Source organism: Vibrio sp. EA2 (assembly GCF_033042495.1).
GTDB lineage: Bacteria > Pseudomonadota > Gammaproteobacteria > Enterobacterales > Vibrionaceae > Vibrio.
Window position 1 is genome coordinate 307,064 of sequence record NZ_JAWLID010000004.1, and the last position, 18,139, is coordinate 325,202.

Sequence of the window (18,139 nt, forward strand, 5' to 3'; positions counted from 1 at the left end):
AACAAATAACAAGAATAAAAAATGCCGCGACAGAATCGCGGCATTTTTCATGGTTGGGGGAACTCAAATTATACTGTTAACAGTATATTGAATCAGATTGACTAAGTCTGACTCGATGAACCAACCAGTCTCGGCGGCCAAACCGAAAGGCAGCTACGCCCATTTTTAAATTGATACGAGATCTTGATTACCAGATGACGCATCTCTGCAGAACTAGGGATTGGTGGCTTAATTGTAAAGGCGTGTATTGGCAGTCTCTCCAGAAATCATCGCCTGTAAATGCAAAAACTGTTCATGAGCATGAGTCACGTGGTTCAATTCTATCATCCATTCTGCGTTGCGCTGAGCGGAACAAAATGCTGCCATGTGTGCAAGTAAGTCTTCACTATGTTGCGCGAGTAGGTGACTTAAGCGTTCAATCAGATCATGGCTTTCTAGCTGTAAAAACTGGAACAGTGCATACGTTTGGTTGAGAGCAGAAAAAGCCTCGCGTTGCGAGCCTAGCCTGTTAAGAATTTCTGACTGTGCCACACTTGCATCACGCAGCCCGCTAATCAGGCAAATGAATTGGCAGGGTTTGGTCTGATCGTTTTCTAACGCTGAGTGGATATGGTTGGGTAAATGATTGAGTACATCTTCATATAATCGATGCGCTTCAGGCCAGTGACCCTGTTGCACCAACTGCCCCGCTTTGATGTAGCGCATCCAGCATTGCTCAATATCCATATCCAACTCCGTAAAAAAGATTGAATTACATGTTAGATGAAAATAGTTATCAATTGCAAGTGGGTTTGATAACCATTTTTTTCGGTTTGGTTGCTCATAAAGTGTTCGCTTAGGCAGCGATGTAATGTAAATCACTTAAAATTAAACAAATAATCTCTACACTCAATTGAACACAATAAGAAAAAGGAAGCGGATATGGCAATACTAAGGCTAGAACCCATGCAGTTGTATTCTGTAGCTGATCTAGAGAATATGCCATGTAAGTCGACCAAGGAATTACCTCCAATTGATGAAATCGTGGGGCAGGAACGCGCTCAAAAAGCGGTTGAGTTTGCGATGTCTATCAAGGAGAAAGGTTACAATATTTACGCGATCGGTCAGAATGGTTTAGGTAAACGTACGATGATTTTGCGTTACTTAAATCGTCATCAACACGATGCGGAAGCACTATTTGATTGGTGTTATGTTGCAAATTTTGAAGACACTCGTACACCTAAGGTGCTGAAACTGCCTTGTGGGATTGGTAATAAGCTACGAGTGGATATTGAAGCCTTAATGGGTAAATTACTCAATGCGTTACCACTGGCATTCGATAACGAAATGTATTTTAGCCGTGCGGAGCGTTTAAAAAGCCAACTGGCTAGCAAGCAACAGAGTGAGTTGGATCGTATCAGTAAGGAAGCGAAGGACAAAGGCATTAGCCTGACGATCACAACGCAAGGTGACTACCAGTTCGTCGCAATGAATGGCGATGAGCTGCATACTGAAGAGTCGTTTGACGCTCTGAGCAAAAAGGAGCAAGAACAATTTAGCGATGCCATTGATGAGTTGGAAGTGGCTTTGCGCTCTATGGTACGTGAACTCACGGAGTGGGAAGAAACCTTTAGTGAAAAGATCAAAAAGCTTAATGATGAAGTAACACTGGATGTGATTACTCACTTCATTAAGACGCTTAAGGTTGATTATTCGCAATATCCAGAGATCAAAACTTACCTTACGGAACTGCAAAAAGACATCGTCGAGAACGCAGATATCTTCCTTGACCAAACTGGTGAGCAAGGTGAAATAGCAACCGCGTCTTTAGATAAGAAGTTACCGCGTCGCTATAAAGTGAATGTACTGGTCAGTCGCAGTAACAGTGACTTTCCGATTGTGGTCGAAGAGAATCCCAATTATCACTCTCTGTTTGGTTCAATTGAAACCGCGACCTTCAAAGGTACCGTATTTACTGACTTCTCGCTTATCCGTGCGGGGAGCCTGCATAAAGCAAATGGTGGTGTGCTACTAATGGATGCTCAGAAAGTACTGGAGCAGCCATACGTGTGGGATGGTCTAAAGCGCGCTATTCGCTCTCGTCAGTTAAGCTTTACCTCACTCGAGAAAGAAGTGACGTTAACGGGTGCGGTGTCACTCGATCCAGAGCCGATCCCGCTAGACATCAAAATTATCCTGTTTGGTGACTATCGAACCTATCAACTGTTACAGCACTACGATCCAGAATTTAGCGAACTGTTCCGGGTTACAGCGGATTTCGAAGATGAAATGAGCCGAACACCTGAGTCGGAGCTGCACTATGCGCGCTTTATTTCGAGTGTCGTCCACGATAACAACATGCTGCATTGTGACAAGAAAGCCATTGCCCGTATTATCGAATACAGTTCGCGCTTGTCAGGCGATCAATCCAAACTGTCGCTACATTCTGCGAACATTGCTAACTTGCTCCGAGAGTCAAACTACGTTGCTCGTCAGGCCAATTCCAACATGATTCGCACCGGGCATGTTCAAGAAGCGCTGAAGAATCAAGAGATGCGCGTGAGCCGCTTGCGTGACAATGTGATGGAGTCGTATGTTAAAGGTACGACCTTGATACGCACGGAAGGGACGGCAGTCGGGCAAGTGAATGCTTTGTCTGTGCTGAGCACCAGCGACTATATGTTTGGTGCACCAAACCGTATTACTGCAACGACATGTTATGGTGACGGCGAGGTGATTGATATAGAACGCAGCGTCGATTTGGGGGGCAGCATTCACTCCAAAGGGGTCATGATTTTATCGGCTTATTTGTCGTCCGTGTTTGGGAAAAATGCACGTGTTCCGCTTACGACTACGATTACCTTTGAACAATCTTATGGTGGTGTTGATGGAGATAGTGCCAGTATGGCCGAATTGTGTGCGGTTGCGTCAGCGTTCTCGAAACAACCAAACCGACAGGATATCGCCATCACGGGCTCAATGAACCAGTTTGGAGAAGCACAACCGATTGGTGGCGTAAACGAAAAGATTGAAGGCTTTTATGACGTGTGTGTCATTAAAGGTCGTCATGATGGTCAAGGGGTGATCATTCCGGCGTCTAATGCTCATAACTTGATGTTACGAGCGGACATCGTGAAAGCAGTAGAACGAGGAGAGTTTCACATCTGGGCGATAGATCATGTCACCGAAGCGATTGAGCTGTTCACCGGAAAAGTCGCCGGTGAGCCGACAGAAGAAGGCTCTTATCCGATTGATACGATTTTCGGTCTTGCGCAAGCCAAGCTTAACGCGTTAAGAAAATAGAAGATCGGGGATTACACAAAAGCGCTGCAGTTTCTGACTAAACTCAACAAGAAAAAGGCACATTTAGTGCCTTTTTCTATCTTTATTGTACAGGCGTAAGAGTAAGGAGATATTCGCGCCGTCAGCTTTATTTTAACTGGAGCTTTGTGCCGTCAAATTTTAGGTTGCTCAGTAAGTGCTTTGCATTGGTCTTGCCTGCGTCATCAAATTCCACGCCATAACGGGAGTAATGCGTTGATTTTTGCAAATTACAGATGCGCCCATTCAGTGGTGCCAATATTCGGTTTTCATCCGGCATGGCGATATCTAGCGAGATCTGGTCACCAACCTGTAGCGGACGACTCATTGGTGAAGTGACAAAACGGCAGCCACTTCGAGAGATATCTCTTATCTCGCATTCATTGCGATGTGTATCGAGGCGCACGTGTGCTTTTAAATTAACTTCGTAGCGAACTTCTTTCCTGAGTTGGTACACTTGCATGGTGTTAGGCAAACTAAGTACCAGTATTGGGTAAGGTTCCCCCAAGCGATGCTGTATTTGAGCTCTGAAAGGAATAATGGCACCTTCACCACGCTGAGAGTACGCTTTGATATTGACCCAAAATCCTTCTTGAAAGTAGAACTTGAGATCTTCTTCTGAGATATTCGGTACTTCTACCAATGCGGTATGGTTTGAATGGCAACCAACAAAGGTGCTGGTGGTAATAAACTTGGTTCCTACGGGTGTGGTTACGTTTAAAGAAACTTCACTACCGTGCTCCACCATTGCCATTGCATCGGTGCTGTTTAATGTTGTTGCCTGACGTTCTTGGTCCCTCTTACTTTGAAAAGGTCGCTTGCCATCTTTGGCTCTGATTATCATATTTCTCATTATTATGGTCGGACCTAAAAAGGGACTGATATGAAATGACCGGGCTTCCTAGCGTGGTATTGATTTTATTCAGTGATATAGTTCGATTCAATAAGTTAACGGAAAATAAGGAAGTAAGTTATGCAAAAAGTGACTCACGACATCGAAAATGGCCTTTTTTGGGTTGAACTGGAACAAGGCTTTCGTGCCAAAGTTGTGTATCAATTGCATGATGGAGACATGCATATTACGTCTACCGTGGTTCCTGAAGAACTTAGAGGTAAGGGGTGTGGTACGCTTATGATGGAGGCCGTACTGCCAGAAATTGAATCATTAGGCTACAAAATCGTCCCTGCTTGTCCTTATGTCGGACACTACATTGATAAAAATAAGCAGTGGGCACACCTTTTGGCGTAGGAGCACGCATTATTAATTCTTTGTACCAAAACATTGGCAATGAACTAAATCTTGGCAATCTTGTTTCGATCGAGGTGATTCAATCCCTTTGGGGCGGGTATGGTGAGCTGGTGCGGCTCAAATTCCCGAAGGGCTCGGTGATTGTCAAGCATGTGAGGCTTCCCAAACCATCAGAACACCCGCGAGGCTGGAATACTGATCGCGCCCATCAACGCAAACTGCACTCTTATCAGGTGGAAGTCAGTTGGTATGAACACTTTAGTCAACTTGTCGATGAACGCTGTCGAATTCCAGAAGGGTTGAAGTGCTTTCAGGCGGATAACGAATGGCTGATCGTCATGGAAGATCTCGCGCAAGCGGGGTTTCCGAAAGTGATGACTAAGGCGTCCAAAAAGCACTTGCGGGCTTGCCTTTCTTGGTTAGCGCATTTTCATGCCCGCTATATAGGGGTTCACAACGATCAGCTATGGAAAACCGGAACCTACTGGCACTTGGCAACGCGACCTGATGAATTGGAAGCGTTGGGAGACAAAGCGTTAAAGCAAGCCGCGATATTCATTGATCGCACACTTACCGAAGCTAAATATCAAACTATCGTCCATGGAGACGCCAAATTAGCGAATTTCTGTTTTGATGAAACAGAATCATCGGTGGCTGCGGTCGATTTTCAGTACGTGGGTCATGGCTGTGCGATGAAAGATGTCGCGCTGTTTATGAGTAGCGCGGTTGAGCCAGATCTATGCTCAGAAATGGAAAGTTGGATACTCAATACCTATTTCTCACAATTGGATCAGGCACTTAAAATCTACCAACCGCACCTTGATCTTACTGATGTCGAGCGAGAGTGGCGACCACTGTTTGCTGTCGCCTGGGCTGATTTTCAGCGTTTCGTAAAGGGCTGGAGTCCTGGCCATTGGAAAATTAATCCTTATACAGAAGCATTGACCGCGAAGGCTATTGCCGTACTGAAAACACAATATCAATAAAACAGCCCCCAGTTTGTAACGCGGTTGTATCTTCAACCGTGGTCGGACGTATGATTGTTTCCATGTTTCTCTCTATGTGTTTGTTTTCACTAAACTAACTTCTTTTTTTGATTTTGAATGGCATTTATTGATTTTTTGAATTTTATACATTTAAAATCAATTGGTTATGATTTTATTGCCCTACGTTTATACGAAGGTTTAAGGCTAAAAATGCCGACAAGATTGAAAAGGTGTTGGATTTTTATACTGGAGGTTTATGCCTTTATAGGGAATTGGGGGAATTCGTTTTTGACGCAGAAAAGACGGTTGTCAAAGTGTGACGTGTATCGGGACTCACAGTTGATTTGAATCAATAGAGGCTGGAGTTACCCCTTCTGAGGTATAGGGAAGCGCGGCGTTTCGGGCTATTTATGCTTAACTTGATAAAGGAGCTTCTTTGAGGAAACGTGATGAAATCTTTCCCGTCAAAAATGTCCCAAAGTCGTCGCCGATTTTTGCGTGATACTGCTCGAACCGCCATGGGTGTCGGTGCCGCGGCTTGTGTATTGGGGCTACAGTCTTTACAAAGCCAAGCCCGCGAAACCAAAAGTGTGCCAATAAAGCCGCCAGGTGCGCTTCCAGAAGGCGATTTTGAATCTGCTTGCATTCGTTGCGGGTTATGTGTCCAAGCGTGCCCATACGATACATTAAAGCTTGCCACACTATTGTCTCCGGTAGCGACCGGATCACCCTATTTCAACGCCCGCGATATACCGTGTGAAATGTGTGATGATATTCCGTGCGTTGTGGCGTGCCCGAGTGGTGCTCTCGACCCTGAATTAACCAATATTGATGACGCGCGCATGGGTACTGCGGTGCTTATCGATCATGAAACGTGCCTCAACTGGCAGGGCTTACGTTGTGATGTTTGTTATCGAGTCTGTCCTCTTATTGATGAGGCGATTACGTTAGAGAAAATTCATAATGATCGTACGGGCTACCACGCTAAGCTGATTCCAACAGTTAATACTGATATCTGCACCGGTTGTGGTAAATGTGAGCAGGCTTGTGTCTTGGATATATCGGCTATTAAGGTTGTGCCAACAGATCTGGCGAAAGGCAAAGTTGGCAGTCATTATAATTTCGGCTGGCAAGAAATTGATAAGCCTCTAGAAAATGTGCTTCCAGAAGAGAATCCTGTACCAACTGGCGCACTTGAATCTCTCAAAGGAGGTAGGTAATGGCTAAAAACTTAGCTCAAAATGCCGGTAAAGAGGCGATCGAAAAAATGGGCTGGTGGCGAGCTCATCGATTCCTTATCTTACGCAGACTATGTCAACTTACCATTATCGCGTTGTTCATCGCTGGGCCAACGATAGGGGTTTTCTCGGGGAATCTTTCTTCTAGTATGTTGCTAGATACGGTTCCCATGAGTGATCCATTGATTGTTCTGCAGGCTCTGGCCACCGGACACATTCCTGAGTTTAATGCCCTGCTTGGTGTCACTATTGTCGTTGTGTTTTATGCGATTCTTGCTCCAAGAGCATTTTGCGCATGGGTATGCCCATTGAATGTAGTGACAGATTTTGCAGGATGGTTGCGTAGAAAGCTGAATATCAAAGCAAGTTATCGTTGGTCTCCATCTATTCGTTACTGGTTAATACCGGTTCTGATGTTGGGCAGTGCTTTGTCTGGCACGATTCTTTGGACATGGATAGATCCCGTTGCTGCACTACACCGAGGCCTTGTGTTTGGCATGGGAGCCGGTTGGGTGTTAGTCGGGCTTGTCATTGTTCTGGACCTGTTATTGGTAGAACACGGGTGGTGTGGCCACTTATGTCCTCTCGGTGCGACGTATGGTGTTATTGGCAGAAAGAGTGTCATCAGAGTGACTGCTGTACGACGGGAAGCCTGCACAAAATGCATGGATTGTTTTTATGTCTGCCCAGAGCCAGAGGTACTGAGACTGCCTTTGAAAGAAGGTGACCGTCGGGTGATGGATCAAAACTGCATCAGCTGTGGTCGCTGTTTAGATGTTTGTCCGGAGCAGGTGTTTGAATTTAAAAATCGTCTGAGTGTAAAGAATATCGATTAAACATTCATATTACTTTCGCCTTAAATCAGAATGATATTGCGAATTTGTTACATTTAGAGCTATGATGATGCCTTCATATCTAAAGGATGCATCATGAATACCTCTTCTCAAGGCTGGAGAACACCGCAAAACTTCTTATTGCTTATCTCCATTATTGTGCCTATCGCCTTTTCAACTTGGATGGCGCTGCTCAACAATTTCGTTATCGAAAAAGCAAACTTTGATGGCTCAGACATCGGTTTGTTACAGAGTGTCCGTGAAGTGCCGGGCTTTTTGTCGTTTACCGCCGTATTTGTGCTGCTGTTTATTCGCGAGCAACGCTTTATGTTGGTCTCTCTGGCGATGTTGACATTAGGCACGGCAATAACAGGTTATTTTCCCACTCTGTATGGTTTACTTTTTACGACCTTGTTAATGTCCATTGGATTCCATTATTTCGAAACGTTAAAGCAGTCCCTTTCGTTACAGTGGTTGTCTAAAGACGAAGCCCCAGAAATGCTTGGTAAGTTCATTTCGGTAGGTGCACTGGCATCTTTGGTTACTTATGGCGCGTTGTGGGTCATGCTAGAGCAACTTAAACTTGATTTTCAAACGGTCTATATGGTGATGGGCGGGATAGGTTTTGTACTTATCTTGGTGATGGCATTTGCTTTCCCTCAGTTTAAATCCGCAGTCCCTCAGAATAAGAAGTTGGTTTTGCGTAAACGCTATTGGCTCTACTACGCGTTGACGTTTATGAGTGGCGCTCGTCGTCAGATCTTCACTGTTTTCGCGGGATTCTTGATGGTCGAGAAGTTTGGCTATTCAGCTGCGGATATTACTTTGCTGTTTCTAATTAACTACTTATTTAACTTCCTGTTTGCAAAACGAATTGGTCGATTTATCGGTATTGTCGGAGAGCGTAAGGCGTTGATGTTTGAATACGTCGGTCTGATTTTTGTGTTTGTTGGCTACGGGTTAGTTCAAACTGCAGAATGGGCAGCAGCGCTGTATGTCGTTGATCATCTGTTCTTTGCTTTAGCATTAGCGATTAAAACCTACTTCCAGAAGATCGCTGATCCAGCGGATATGGCATCGACGGCGGGCGTAGCATTCACCATCAACCATATTGCTGCGGTTGTCATTCCAGTTACGTTTGGTGTTATCTGGCTGGTTTCACCTTCAAGTGTCTTCTACATTGGCGCTGGTATGGCAGCACTGAGTTTGTTGTTCTCTCTGAACATCCCTGCCAAGCCAGAAGAAGGCAATGAAACCCGTGTGCTGAGATGGAGTTAAGATTTATTACGCCATTTGCTCACGATGATCTGATTTAACAATGGGATGCGCTGGCATCCCATTTTTGTGTCCAAATTTAACGATATAAAGCTTAGTGCTAGTGTGATTAAGTCTCTGTTAGCTTGTCGCTGCCCTTATTGCGTTTCGCTATCGTTCGGATGATGAAGTAGCCAATGATAGCAATCAGAACCGTATTTCCCGTCGCGACAATTATCATTTGGGTCAAGACCTTATTAAATGGCTCTGCATAGAAAATGGTGTCAAGGTAAGCAGAACAACCGAAACCCAAAATGTTACCAATGAGAGCAAGCACAACAAAGCGTAAAAAATCTTCTCTGCTGAAGTCCCCACCGTCTAAACGATGACGTGTCAGGTAGGGGAATAGTCCCATCACCAGACCAACAACACCTGATCCTGCAACCCAGGTTAGCCATACGCCCCAACCTGCGAACTGATCCGTGATCCAGTGGCCGATAATACCCACCAAAAATCCAACAATGGGACCGAATAACACCGAATACACGGCTAAAATTGCCATGGCAGGTTTCAGTGTTGTATTAGCAAAAACTGGTACGCCAAACATAGGTAAACCACCGATACCGTAGAGTAAAGCGCCGGTAGCAATAACGATGAGAGTTTTGCCAGAAAAATTCATAGAGAGCCTCTGCTTAATACTCGGCTTTGAGTTTCGTTTACTTTCATTACATTGAATTACCGATAATTTTACTGCCTATTAAAGCTTAGCAGCCACCAGGCTAATTGGGACTCGATCGAGGTCTATGTGAGAAATCATGTGATTAAACTCACGTTGGCAGTGGACGTAGAGATAAAAAATAGGAGCGGATATCCGCTCCTTTGTTGAGTATGTGTCAAAGTCTCTGTATTAATGATCTAAGTACAGATAGTTTTGCCAGCTCTTCATACGGATAAGTACTTTACGCATAATAGAAACATGGTGGAAGCTGTCTGAATAAACCGCAACTTCTACTGCCGTACCCATTGGCAGATGGTAGTCACTTAAATCATCAGTGATTTTGAGTTTTACGAACACTCGTCCACTGGTGCGAAGTGCCTCTGTACCTACCAATGCGCCACGGGCCTGGAATTGGCTTTCACCGATCGCAGGAATCACCTCGACGACTTCGCCTTTAAAGACACGGCCTGGGATTGCTCGGAACATGAATTCAGCTTCGAAGCCTCGCTCTAGTCGTTGTAGCGAGTTTTGTCGGAATGCTGCAGTGTAAAACTGAGAGTCTTCCGTATGAACAAAGGTCATTGCAGGTGCCAGTGGCAGAGGTACCGCCATCACGCCAGGCCGTAAAGCAAGCTGGGTCACGTAGCCGTCGGTTGGAGCGCGAACCACGGTTTGCTCTAAGTTGAACTCGGCTTTGCGTAATTCGGCAAGCAATTGAGCAACTTGGGTATTCTCTCCACCTACTTCTGAATCTAGTGCGATTTGTGCTTGCTCTTGCTGTTGTAGTGCGACTTCAAGCATTGCTTCTGTGGATTTATATTCCTGGCGTCGAGTATCCAGGTCTTGCTCAGTGAATGCGCCGCGATCAAAACCTCTTTGGTAGCGGTCGAACTCTCGTTTGGCTTTGTCACGATCGGCTTGCGCTTTGATTACACCTGCTCGTGCTTCCTGTAAACCGGACTCTAAGCCCAAAGCTCCTTGGCTCGCTTCTTTTACTTTTGCTTCAAGGCGCGCAACTTCGGCCTCAAAAGGTGTCGGATCGATTCTAAATAGTATATCGCCCGTCTTTAATGGTTGGTTAGGTTGCACAGGTACTTCGATTACACGACCACGAACACCAGAAACGATAGGTGTAGTCGGGTAGATCTGATTACCTATTTGAGTAAAGGGATGGTTGTAGTTCATAAGAAGCACGAGCGTGCCTATCAGTACAACACCACCAAGGACGGCGGTTGGAACCGACCATTTGTTAAGAGGGATCTTAAAAATTTTGAAAATCGCGATACAGAAGGCTGTGTAAGTCAGGATCAACAATAAATCCATTATTTTTCCTCTTTACTTAGGTCAGCGGTAGGATTTTGCTGAGCTTGTTTCTTTAATACGGATACTTCATTTTTTAGCTCGTTTACTTCGTCAATGAGCTCTTCAAGGCGATGATGGATATCGTGTGTTTCTTGTTCCAGTTGTTTAAAGCCCCAGCCTCGCTCTTTACGCCATAATGTTGCCCAAATCCACAGGAAAGGCCACAAAGCGTGGAGTGTGAACAAACTTACCCAGCCAGCGTAGTGGATCGCATCTTGATGTGGGTGTTCGCGTTCTTTAGCGATTTCATAGGGAATATCGTGAATGACGATGATTCCGTAGAAGATGACTAAAGCAACGAAAATGAGTACCCCAAGTGCAAAATAATCTAAAAACATCTTATTTACCCGTGCTTGTTGCTATATGAAAAAAGTTACGTAAATTAGTTGCTTAAGTATTTGATACAAATATAAATGAATCAAGTATTTTTGACATTTATACCCAGCTAATCTCAAATGTTTTGCTCTAGTCCAGTAGTACGCTTAAATAGACAGGTTGTGAGCCTCTCAATATTGTAATGGATTCTAAATTTCACAGTTTGAACAGGCTTTACTTGAGATACTATTGGCTTAAATCAATCTGGTTTCAGCATACTTTAAGTAATAGACGATATAAGAAGGAAGGGAAGGGAAACGAATTGCCATACTTAGGAGAAATAGCTGCAATTAGTGCTGCTGTTGTGTGGGCTACTGCAACTTTGATATACAGTCAATTCAGCCATCGGTTCTCTGCCTTGCAGCTTAATATTGTCAAAGGGTTAGTCGCCTCGTTGATGATGTTAATGGTTCTGCCCATTTCGACAAACAATATAAACGGTAACCTGGAAACCACTCACCTAGTGGTCTTAGCGATCTCTGGAGTAATTGGGATTGCTATTGGAGATTCTGCCTATTTCGCTTCACTGAAGCGAATCGGACCGAATAAAACCCTGTTGTTAGAATCACTGGCTCCACCATTATCGGGCATCTTAGCCCTGATGTTTTTGGGTTCTGAACTGGGTTTGCAGAACTGGCTGGGCGTAGTGATTACGACGGTGGCGGTTACGTTTGTCGTATTTCAGCCATCGGTATCTGGTGAGGAGACGAACTGGAGTGGCATTGCCTTTGGTTTGCTTGCGAGTGTGTGTCAGGCATCTGGTGTCGTTATCTCTCACTATGCGTTGGTAGCGGGCGATTTACCTCCGCTCCTAGGCGCACTCATTCGTCTAAGTGTGGGGGTACTTGCGGTTTGTATGGTGATCAAGTTTATAGAGAAAGCGCCATTCAAAGGGATAAAAACACATTTTTTAGAAATGGGAACAAAGGCGCTGGGCTGGCTATTGCTAGCTGTTTTTGTGGGAACATTCTTAGCGCTCTGGTTCCAGCAAATCGCGTTAAAATATGCCAACCCAGCCATTGCTCAAACGCTTATCGCGACCAGCCCTTTGTTTATGCTGGCTATTTATGTAATACGAGGCGATAAAGTTGGGCTTAAGAGCATTTTAGGTACGCTAGCCGCATTGTTTGGTGTTTCGTTGTTCTTTTTATGAGCAGGTTGTTTATCACTGCTGTACGCTTAGGTAAGGTTTACAACTCAGTACACACTTGGTTGCGGCCATTGGCTTTTGCACGGTAAAGCGCTTTATCGGCACGGTAAAAAGTACGTTGTGTATTTTCACCCTCGCGGTAGACGGTAATACCGATAGAAACCGTGAGGCCGCGCTCACCTAAGATATCACGCCAGTTGTAGTGATAAATTTGCTCCCGGTAATGGTCTGCGTGGCTCTCGGCATGCTCTAATTTGTCGTTCTCAAGTATGACGAGAAACTCTTCACCGCCAAAGCGTATGCATGAAGCGCCTGGAAAATCAAAGTAGTTGGATAAATGTTTTGAGACGCTCTGGATTGCTTTGTCACCGACCAAATGGCTCAGTTCATCATTGATGGATTTGAAGTGGTCAATATCAATCACCATGAGAGCAAAAACGGTATCGCGAAGCAGCAAGTCTTTTAGTTTCATTTCTAACCAGCGGCGATTGTGTAACGACGTTAAGGGGTCGGTAAAAACATCCTGCTGCAATTGAGCAACGGTATTCTTGTGTTGTTTTGTTGTCTCTTTGAGCGCTTTGTTTTCGATCTCTGACAAGATAAGTTTGAGCTGTAATTCAAAGCGATCCAGACGACGAAGTTGGGTCGAGCCCAACTCGTTGATAGGAATACGTTGAACCAGTTCCGACTCAATATGAAATGCACGTTTTTCGCAATCCAATGCGAGTTCAAACTGACCTTGAGAAGCACTAATCTCGCTCATCGCATTATAAAAACTGCATGCAAGCATAGCGGAAGAGTCGCGCTGTATTCTCTTTGCTACCGAACCCATAATTAAGTTGGCTAATGAGGTGCTCCCACTTCCGTTCAGACAGTATGCGGTTTCCATTTTGACCATCGCAGACAACCAAAACGTTGTAGAGCTACCCGAAGTATACTGGACATTCGACAGTGACAGTAACGCCTGGGTATAGTCATTGTTCAATCGATGCATTTTAGCTCGGTAAAGGTGTATTTGACCGGCGAGGTTTTTATCACTAACCAGAATACTGAGTGCTTCACATTCAGTGAGTAACGCCATAGCATTATCGGTGTGTTTTAGGCTGACAAAACACGCGAGCATGTATAGTTTGTAGCGTAAACGTAATGTTCGACTGCTGATCGCATGGTCCATCGCTTCGATTTTTTTGTAAAAACGTAATGCACGTTCGTGATCCCCATAGGCATCGCACAAGTTCCCCATGCCAACGATGGCTAACACATATTCGTCAATGAAGCCGTAATCTACCGCGATATTGGTGGACTTAATATACTCGGCCATGGCTAGGTCATAATCACCAACATCAACCAGATGCTCACATAAACTCGATTTAACTGACAAAATATCTTCAGCATTGGCTGGCAGGTTGAGATGCGCTAGTGCTTGTCGAAGTTCGGCGATACTTTGTTTTAGCTGTCTTCTCTCGCGGCGATACTCTGCACTGATAATGTAACAGTGTGCTTTTTCGAGGTGGGTCTCTGCGATGTGTTCCCGAATGTGTTTCCACAGCGCTACCGCTTCTTCACCCGTTACAGAAGAGGGGTCGATACCTGCCTCGGTGACTTTATTAAGCAATTGTTCCATTTTTCATTACCTCTATATGGCTTTCTTCTAATTGCTCTAATGTGAACGGAAATGACAGAATATCTTGTAAATATAAGGTGGGCGCTGGTCCTTTCAGACCGCGTCTCTCCCATGGGTAAATGTTAATCATGGGCTGGACCGTTTTATACAGCAATTCAGCTGCCTGACCTTTGTCCGCTATCAACATGGCAAGCCTGTCGGTAGAAAGGCGGGATACTAGATCGGTTGGTGTGGTTAAAGAGTGAATGAGTTCGGTGCAGACATCCAAAAAAGCCGGGTTAGCGTGATGAATCATAATAATTGCGTGATTCGATTGCTTAAGCTCACTTTTGAAGAGAATAAGTTGCTCCCACCAATAGGTTTCAGAAACAACGTTAGAAAGGCTCTTCTCAGGATCGTATTCATGTTGAGAACGAATATGATTGATCAGTTTACTCGCGCGTTGTTCAAGTTTGCGCTTGGAACTGTGCGCTTTATCCTGACTGAGGCGCTGCCTTTGATCTTTTAGTATTTGAAGTGAATGTTTCCGGTATTTTTGGAAAGCGTGGAATGCGGCTTCAAACTGACCTTGTTCTTCTGCAACACGTGATTGCTGATAACAAATTTGACTGAGTAACTCACCCTTATCAAAATGCCGGGCGGACTCTTCGGCAGCAATTAGCAATCTTGTCGCACTTTCGGTATTGTTCTGCAGAAGTTCCAGACGAGCTCTGCTAATGAAGGAATGGGCTTTCATCCAGGTCAGATCATGATCCATCGCTATCTGGTGCGCTTTTTTGGTCGCAACTTCGGCGGCGTCTAGTTTATCTAACCCAAGAAAAGCCAGTCCTTTGAAGTCCCATATTTCTGCTTTCCATGTCGAATCTTGATGATCGCTTAGCGCTTCGGCTGCGCCATCAAGCACGGTTAACATCTTGACGTAATCTTTCTGCAGGTAGTAATCCCATGCGAGTAAGATACGGGCTTTTCCTTCCAGGCTGGAGATGCGGACATTGTTCGCCACTTTGACGGCTAGCTCATGCGTTGATGTGGCAAGTTTGTGTTGATTGGTGATACGCCAAACGTTACCGAGCCCAAGCAGAGATTCAAGTTGAATTTCGATATTATTGATCAGAACGGACTGTTCGAGCGCATTAATCCAGTATTGCTGAGCGGAAAAATATTTGGCTTGCCCCCAATACTGAAGCGCAAAAGTGTGAAGAATCTCTGGAAGGTGGTCGTCGTTATCGAGTCGGCTCTGCTTATCGTAAGCCGTCTTTATCAGCTTAAGCCCTTGACGATAATCCATAGCGCACCAGCAACAGTGTGACATGATAAGTAAGGCTTGGATTTCGCCTTCGCTAAACAGCATTTGCTCCGCAGTAACGCGAAACTGCTCAGCTTTACGCAGAGTGGATTTGGGTTGAGAGCTAACTTTCTCTTTAAGCAGTGCGAGCTCGTATGCTAGCTGAGTTTTGCTTCTATCCAACGTTTACATCCAAGACCATCGAGCAGGAATTTATTCCCTAACTTTATCGCTAGGTGCGCATTTCATTACGAGAGCAGGACAAGTGCTACTTCATAAATCATCAGGAGCTCTCATTGATACCGTTAGCGCTCCTAATGATTTAGATGGTTAGGATAGGAGCTGTTTAATCGTCAAAGGAGCGTCAGTAACTTCGAGTCTTTGCGCCGCCGTGAGACCTTCTTTATCTTGATAGCACAAATTATGCCAAGCTCTGAAGATGTCTAAAAGAGGTAACAGACCTCCGGGTCTTAATTTGCGACGCGGTTCGTTGATGAAGCTTTCAAAAAGTAGCTGGAATCTATTTTGGTAGAATTGAACTTGGCGTATTGTTGCTACATTGAACCATTTTTCAGGTTCATTATGGTCACCGGCGAGGTAACAAATGCCTTTGCTGTTGTCTCCTTGGCTGGAAATAGCCCATCGGTCGCGCCACCAACTCATGTAAGCAATATCAATTTTGCCAAATGGTAATTTCATATTCCATGCCGGATCTTCGTCGACGTACATTAAGTCGATATTTTTTTCTTTAATACGAGACAAACAGACACTCAATGCTGCAGAGCGAAGCAGGGGATCCTGGGGCATGTAGATAGACACGCGTTTGCTTGGGCTACACATATCAAGGACATGCAAATAATGCGCGTACGAAGTATAAGGTGGCCGAATCAGCGCCCCTTTCGATGGATAATGAAAAATGGCCAGGTTCCCCAAAGGGTCCTCCACATTACCGCGCGCTAAAATAGTTTGGTATTTCTGGTCGATACGTTCGCGTAGTTTGCTTGAAGGTGCAGCGGGTGGTTCGCTCGCTTCTGCTGTGTATTCTTGAGATACAAAACGAGATACCTGGTCGTACGGATTGTGATCAAGTGACCCTGTTGGTTCTTCATCAGAAGCGTAATTAACGTGTTGACAGAGAATATAACCGGAATGTGCTTCGCCGGAGACGATCCAGTATACACCGTTGTTACTTTTCGGTTGCAAGGCGATGTAGTTTGACGCTAATTCATACTGGTTCGCATGGTTTACCCAGCGGGCATCAATGGTTGCTAATTTACGGCGACAGCGACTGGCAATATGGTCTACGTGATCGTAAAACGTTTTTGGGTTGATGCTAAGTTTACGGCAGATTTCACGTACAGAATAACCAGTAAACAGTAAAGCCATCAGGTTTTCCTGGAACTGCAGCTTTTTGTTCGCACCGGACCATTTATCGACGAAAGTACTTTGACACGCTTTACAACGGTAACGCTGGCGATCGCCACTGTAACCAAAAGCGTGGTAGAGGTGTTTATGTGTATGGACGGAAAGTCCAAAATTGTCGCAGTCATGATTGCGACAGGCAGGCAAACCGTCACTATGAACGTGCCTTAGACGATGAAGCTCATTCACGACATCGCGATTGTTAAGTAAAGGGGGGAAAGCTCCACATTCACGGCATACCATCGCTGGACGCTTAGGGTTAGCATGTTGCAGAACGTAACGCTTTGCATCACTCAATCCAAAGTTGTCACACGCCAATGTTTTACAAAAGTTGAGTTGTAACCCATCTGCATCTTTTGGCAGTTCGCCGTTAGACACGATCGCCCCCTCTGGGTAATTCGGGCAGCCAGTCAGGCACTGGCTGCAAATAATGACTTAGATGTTGATTGCGGTTTCTAGTGCAACTTTCATCATGTCGTTGAATGACTTTTGACGCTCTTCTGAGCTTAGTTTTTCGCCACGGATAATGTGGTCAGAAACCGTCAGGATAGTCAGTGCTTTAGCGCCTAGGTCAGCTGCAACGCCGTAGATACCCGCTGCTTCCATATCAACACCCAGAATGCCCAGTTTTTCCATCTTCTCAAAAAGGTCAGATTCTGGTGAGTAGAACAAGTCTGCGGAGAATACGTTACCCACTTTTACGGGAACGTCTTGTACTCGTGCTTGTTTTACTGCTTCTTCTAGCAGACCGAAGTCAGCGATTGCTGCGAAGTCGTGGTTATTAAAACGGATACGGTTAACTTTTGAGTCTGTAGAAGCACCCATACCGATAACAACGTCCATCAGATTAACGTCGTCACGTACCGCGCCACAGCTACCTACACGGATTACGTTTTTTACACCGTACTCAGCGATCAGCTCGTGCACGTAAATGCAGCATGATGGAATGCCCATACCGTGGCCCATTACTGATACTTTTTTACCTTTGTAAGTGCCAGTAAAGCCGAACATGTTACGAACGTCACAAACTTGCTGCACATCTTCCAGGAACGTTTCTGCAATGTACTTAGCTCGCAAAGGATCGCCAGGCATTAGGACTGTTTCAGCGAAATCACCTGGTTGTGCGTTGATATGTGGGGTTGCCATAAGTGCTCTCCAAAGTTTTGTTTGATAAAACGCATCTAGTATAGATACCTGTTACCAATTCTGTTGAATTCGTTCGTTTTTGTTGAGGCAATAATATCGGGGAGTACACAGTATCCTTGAGAGATTGGTCACAAAAAACGCCCTTATGGAAACCATCACGGCCGATTATAACCAAATCTGTTGAAAGCGAAAAGGCA

At 45.0% G+C, this 18,139-nt stretch carries 16 protein-coding genes; 7 read left to right on the forward strand and 9 right to left on the reverse strand.

Annotation, left to right across the window (positions count from 1 at the left end; genetic code table 11):
- Nucleotides 1-228: 228 nt before the first annotated feature.
- Nucleotides 229-726, reverse strand: a complete 498-nt coding sequence (locus tag RXX31_RS12205; RefSeq protein ID WP_317589676.1) for a hypothetical protein — start codon at nt 724-726, stop codon at nt 229-231.
- A gap of 195 nt (nt 727-921) precedes the next feature.
- Here RXX31_RS12205 and RXX31_RS12210 point away from each other — a divergent pair, with 195 nt between their 5' ends.
- The gene (locus RXX31_RS12210; RefSeq protein WP_317589678.1) at nt 922-3,282 is read left to right on the forward strand and encodes an ATP-binding protein; all 2,361 of its coding nucleotides are present in this window, start codon (nt 922-924) and stop codon (nt 3,280-3,282) included.
- 127 nt (nt 3,283-3,409) lie between these two features.
- On the opposite strand, the gene RXX31_RS12215 is transcribed toward RXX31_RS12210, so the two are convergent.
- Entirely contained in the window at nt 3,410-4,144 is a 735-nt protein-coding gene (locus tag RXX31_RS12215) for a flagellar brake protein (protein WP_317589680.1), read from the reverse strand.
- Between the two features lie 129 nt (nt 4,145-4,273).
- Between RXX31_RS12215 and RXX31_RS12220 the strand changes: the two genes are divergently transcribed.
- The 5 genes from RXX31_RS12220 (at nt 4,274) to RXX31_RS12240 (ending at nt 8,884) form a co-directional block, all read left to right on the forward strand.
- Nucleotides 4,274-4,549: a GNAT family N-acetyltransferase gene (locus tag RXX31_RS12220; protein ID WP_317589682.1), complete on the forward strand. Its 276-nt coding sequence runs from the start codon at nt 4,274-4,276 to the stop codon at nt 4,547-4,549.
- Between the two features lie 8 nt (nt 4,550-4,557).
- Nucleotides 4,558-5,535, forward strand: a complete 978-nt coding sequence (locus tag RXX31_RS12225; protein ID WP_317589819.1) for a phosphotransferase — start codon at nt 4,558-4,560, stop codon at nt 5,533-5,535.
- Nucleotides 5,536-5,984: 449 nt separating this feature from the next.
- On the forward strand, nt 5,985-6,755 hold the full coding sequence (gene napG / locus RXX31_RS12230; RefSeq protein WP_317589683.1) for a ferredoxin-type protein NapG: 771 nt from the start codon (nt 5,985-5,987) through the stop codon (nt 6,753-6,755).
- Entirely contained in the window at nt 6,755-7,609 is an 855-nt protein-coding gene (gene napH, locus RXX31_RS12235) for a quinol dehydrogenase ferredoxin subunit NapH (RefSeq protein ID WP_317589684.1), read from the forward strand. Before napG ends, napH begins: the two co-directional genes overlap by 1 nt.
- Before the next feature lie 93 nt (nt 7,610-7,702).
- Nucleotides 7,703-8,884, forward strand: coding sequence for an MFS transporter (locus tag RXX31_RS12240; RefSeq protein ID WP_317589685.1), 1,182 nt, complete (start codon nt 7,703-7,705; stop codon nt 8,882-8,884).
- A gap of 106 nt (nt 8,885-8,990) precedes the next feature.
- Here RXX31_RS12240 and RXX31_RS12245 read toward each other — a convergent pair whose 3' ends face one another.
- From RXX31_RS12245 to RXX31_RS12255, 3 genes are all read right to left on the reverse strand, one after another.
- Nucleotides 8,991-9,539 (reverse strand): ECF-type riboflavin transporter substrate-binding protein, encoded by a 549-nt coding sequence (locus RXX31_RS12245; protein WP_317589686.1) that lies wholly within the window; start codon nt 9,537-9,539, stop codon nt 8,991-8,993.
- Between the two features lie 228 nt (nt 9,540-9,767).
- Nucleotides 9,768-10,901 (reverse strand): HlyD family secretion protein, encoded by a 1,134-nt coding sequence (locus tag RXX31_RS12250; protein ID WP_317589687.1) that lies wholly within the window; start codon nt 10,899-10,901, stop codon nt 9,768-9,770.
- Nucleotides 10,901-11,278, reverse strand: a complete 378-nt coding sequence (locus RXX31_RS12255) for a DUF3302 domain-containing protein (RefSeq protein WP_317589689.1) — start codon at nt 11,276-11,278, stop codon at nt 10,901-10,903. Before RXX31_RS12255 ends, RXX31_RS12250 begins: the two co-directional genes overlap by 1 nt.
- Nucleotides 11,279-11,577: 299 nt before the next feature.
- Between RXX31_RS12255 and RXX31_RS12260 the strand changes: the two genes are divergently transcribed.
- Entirely contained in the window at nt 11,578-12,468 is an 891-nt protein-coding gene (locus RXX31_RS12260) for a DMT family transporter (RefSeq protein ID WP_317589691.1), read from the forward strand.
- Between the two features lie 37 nt (nt 12,469-12,505).
- Here RXX31_RS12260 and RXX31_RS12265 read toward each other — a convergent pair whose 3' ends face one another.
- From RXX31_RS12265 to deoD, 4 genes are all read right to left on the reverse strand, one after another.
- Entirely contained in the window at nt 12,506-14,089 is a 1,584-nt protein-coding gene (locus tag RXX31_RS12265) for a GGDEF domain-containing protein (protein WP_317589692.1), read from the reverse strand.
- Complete coding sequence (locus RXX31_RS12270) at nt 14,073-15,557, reverse strand: hypothetical protein (RefSeq protein ID WP_317589693.1); 1,485 nt, start codon at nt 15,555-15,557, stop codon at nt 14,073-14,075. Before RXX31_RS12270 ends, RXX31_RS12265 begins: the two co-directional genes overlap by 17 nt.
- A gap of 147 nt (nt 15,558-15,704) precedes the next feature.
- Nucleotides 15,705-17,174: a lactate dehydrogenase gene (locus tag RXX31_RS12275; RefSeq protein WP_317589694.1), complete on the reverse strand. Its 1,470-nt coding sequence runs from the start codon at nt 17,172-17,174 to the stop codon at nt 15,705-15,707.
- Nucleotides 17,175-17,231: 57 nt separating this feature from the next.
- Nucleotides 17,232-17,942 (reverse strand): purine-nucleoside phosphorylase, encoded by a 711-nt coding sequence (gene deoD, locus RXX31_RS12280; protein ID WP_317589695.1) that lies wholly within the window; start codon nt 17,940-17,942, stop codon nt 17,232-17,234.
- Between the last annotated feature and the right edge of the window lie 197 nt (nt 17,943-18,139).

Bases quoted from the DNA above. Each gene is read 5' to 3' on its own strand.
- RXX31_RS12255 (WP_317589689.1), bottom strand. From the start codon at position 11,278: ATGTTTTTAGATTATTTTGCACTTGGGGTACTCATTTTCGTTGCTTTA.
- RXX31_RS12215 (WP_317589680.1), bottom strand. From the start codon at position 4,144: ATGATAATCAGAGCCAAAGATGGCAAGCGACCTTTTCAAAGTAAGAGG.
- napG (WP_317589683.1), top strand. From the start codon at position 5,985: ATGAAATCTTTCCCGTCAAAAATGTCCCAAAGTCGTCGCCGATTTTTG.
- RXX31_RS12210 (WP_317589678.1), top strand. From the start codon at position 922: ATGGCAATACTAAGGCTAGAACCCATGCAGTTGTATTCTGTAGCTGAT.
- deoD (WP_317589695.1), bottom strand. From the start codon at position 17,942: ATGGCAACCCCACATATCAACGCACAACCAGGTGATTTCGCTGAAACA.
- RXX31_RS12240 (WP_317589685.1), top strand. From the start codon at position 7,703: ATGAATACCTCTTCTCAAGGCTGGAGAACACCGCAAAACTTCTTATTG.
- RXX31_RS12220 (WP_317589682.1), top strand. From the start codon at position 4,274: ATGCAAAAAGTGACTCACGACATCGAAAATGGCCTTTTTTGGGTTGAA.
- RXX31_RS12265 (WP_317589692.1), bottom strand. From the start codon at position 14,089: ATGGAACAATTGCTTAATAAAGTCACCGAGGCAGGTATCGACCCCTCT.
- RXX31_RS12250 (WP_317589687.1), bottom strand. From the start codon at position 10,901: ATGGATTTATTGTTGATCCTGACTTACACAGCCTTCTGTATCGCGATT.
- RXX31_RS12245 (WP_317589686.1), bottom strand. From the start codon at position 9,539: ATGAATTTTTCTGGCAAAACTCTCATCGTTATTGCTACCGGCGCTTTA.
- napH (WP_317589684.1), top strand. From the start codon at position 6,755: ATGGCTAAAAACTTAGCTCAAAATGCCGGTAAAGAGGCGATCGAAAAA.
- RXX31_RS12205 (WP_317589676.1), bottom strand. From the start codon at position 726: ATGGATATTGAGCAATGCTGGATGCGCTACATCAAAGCGGGGCAGTTG.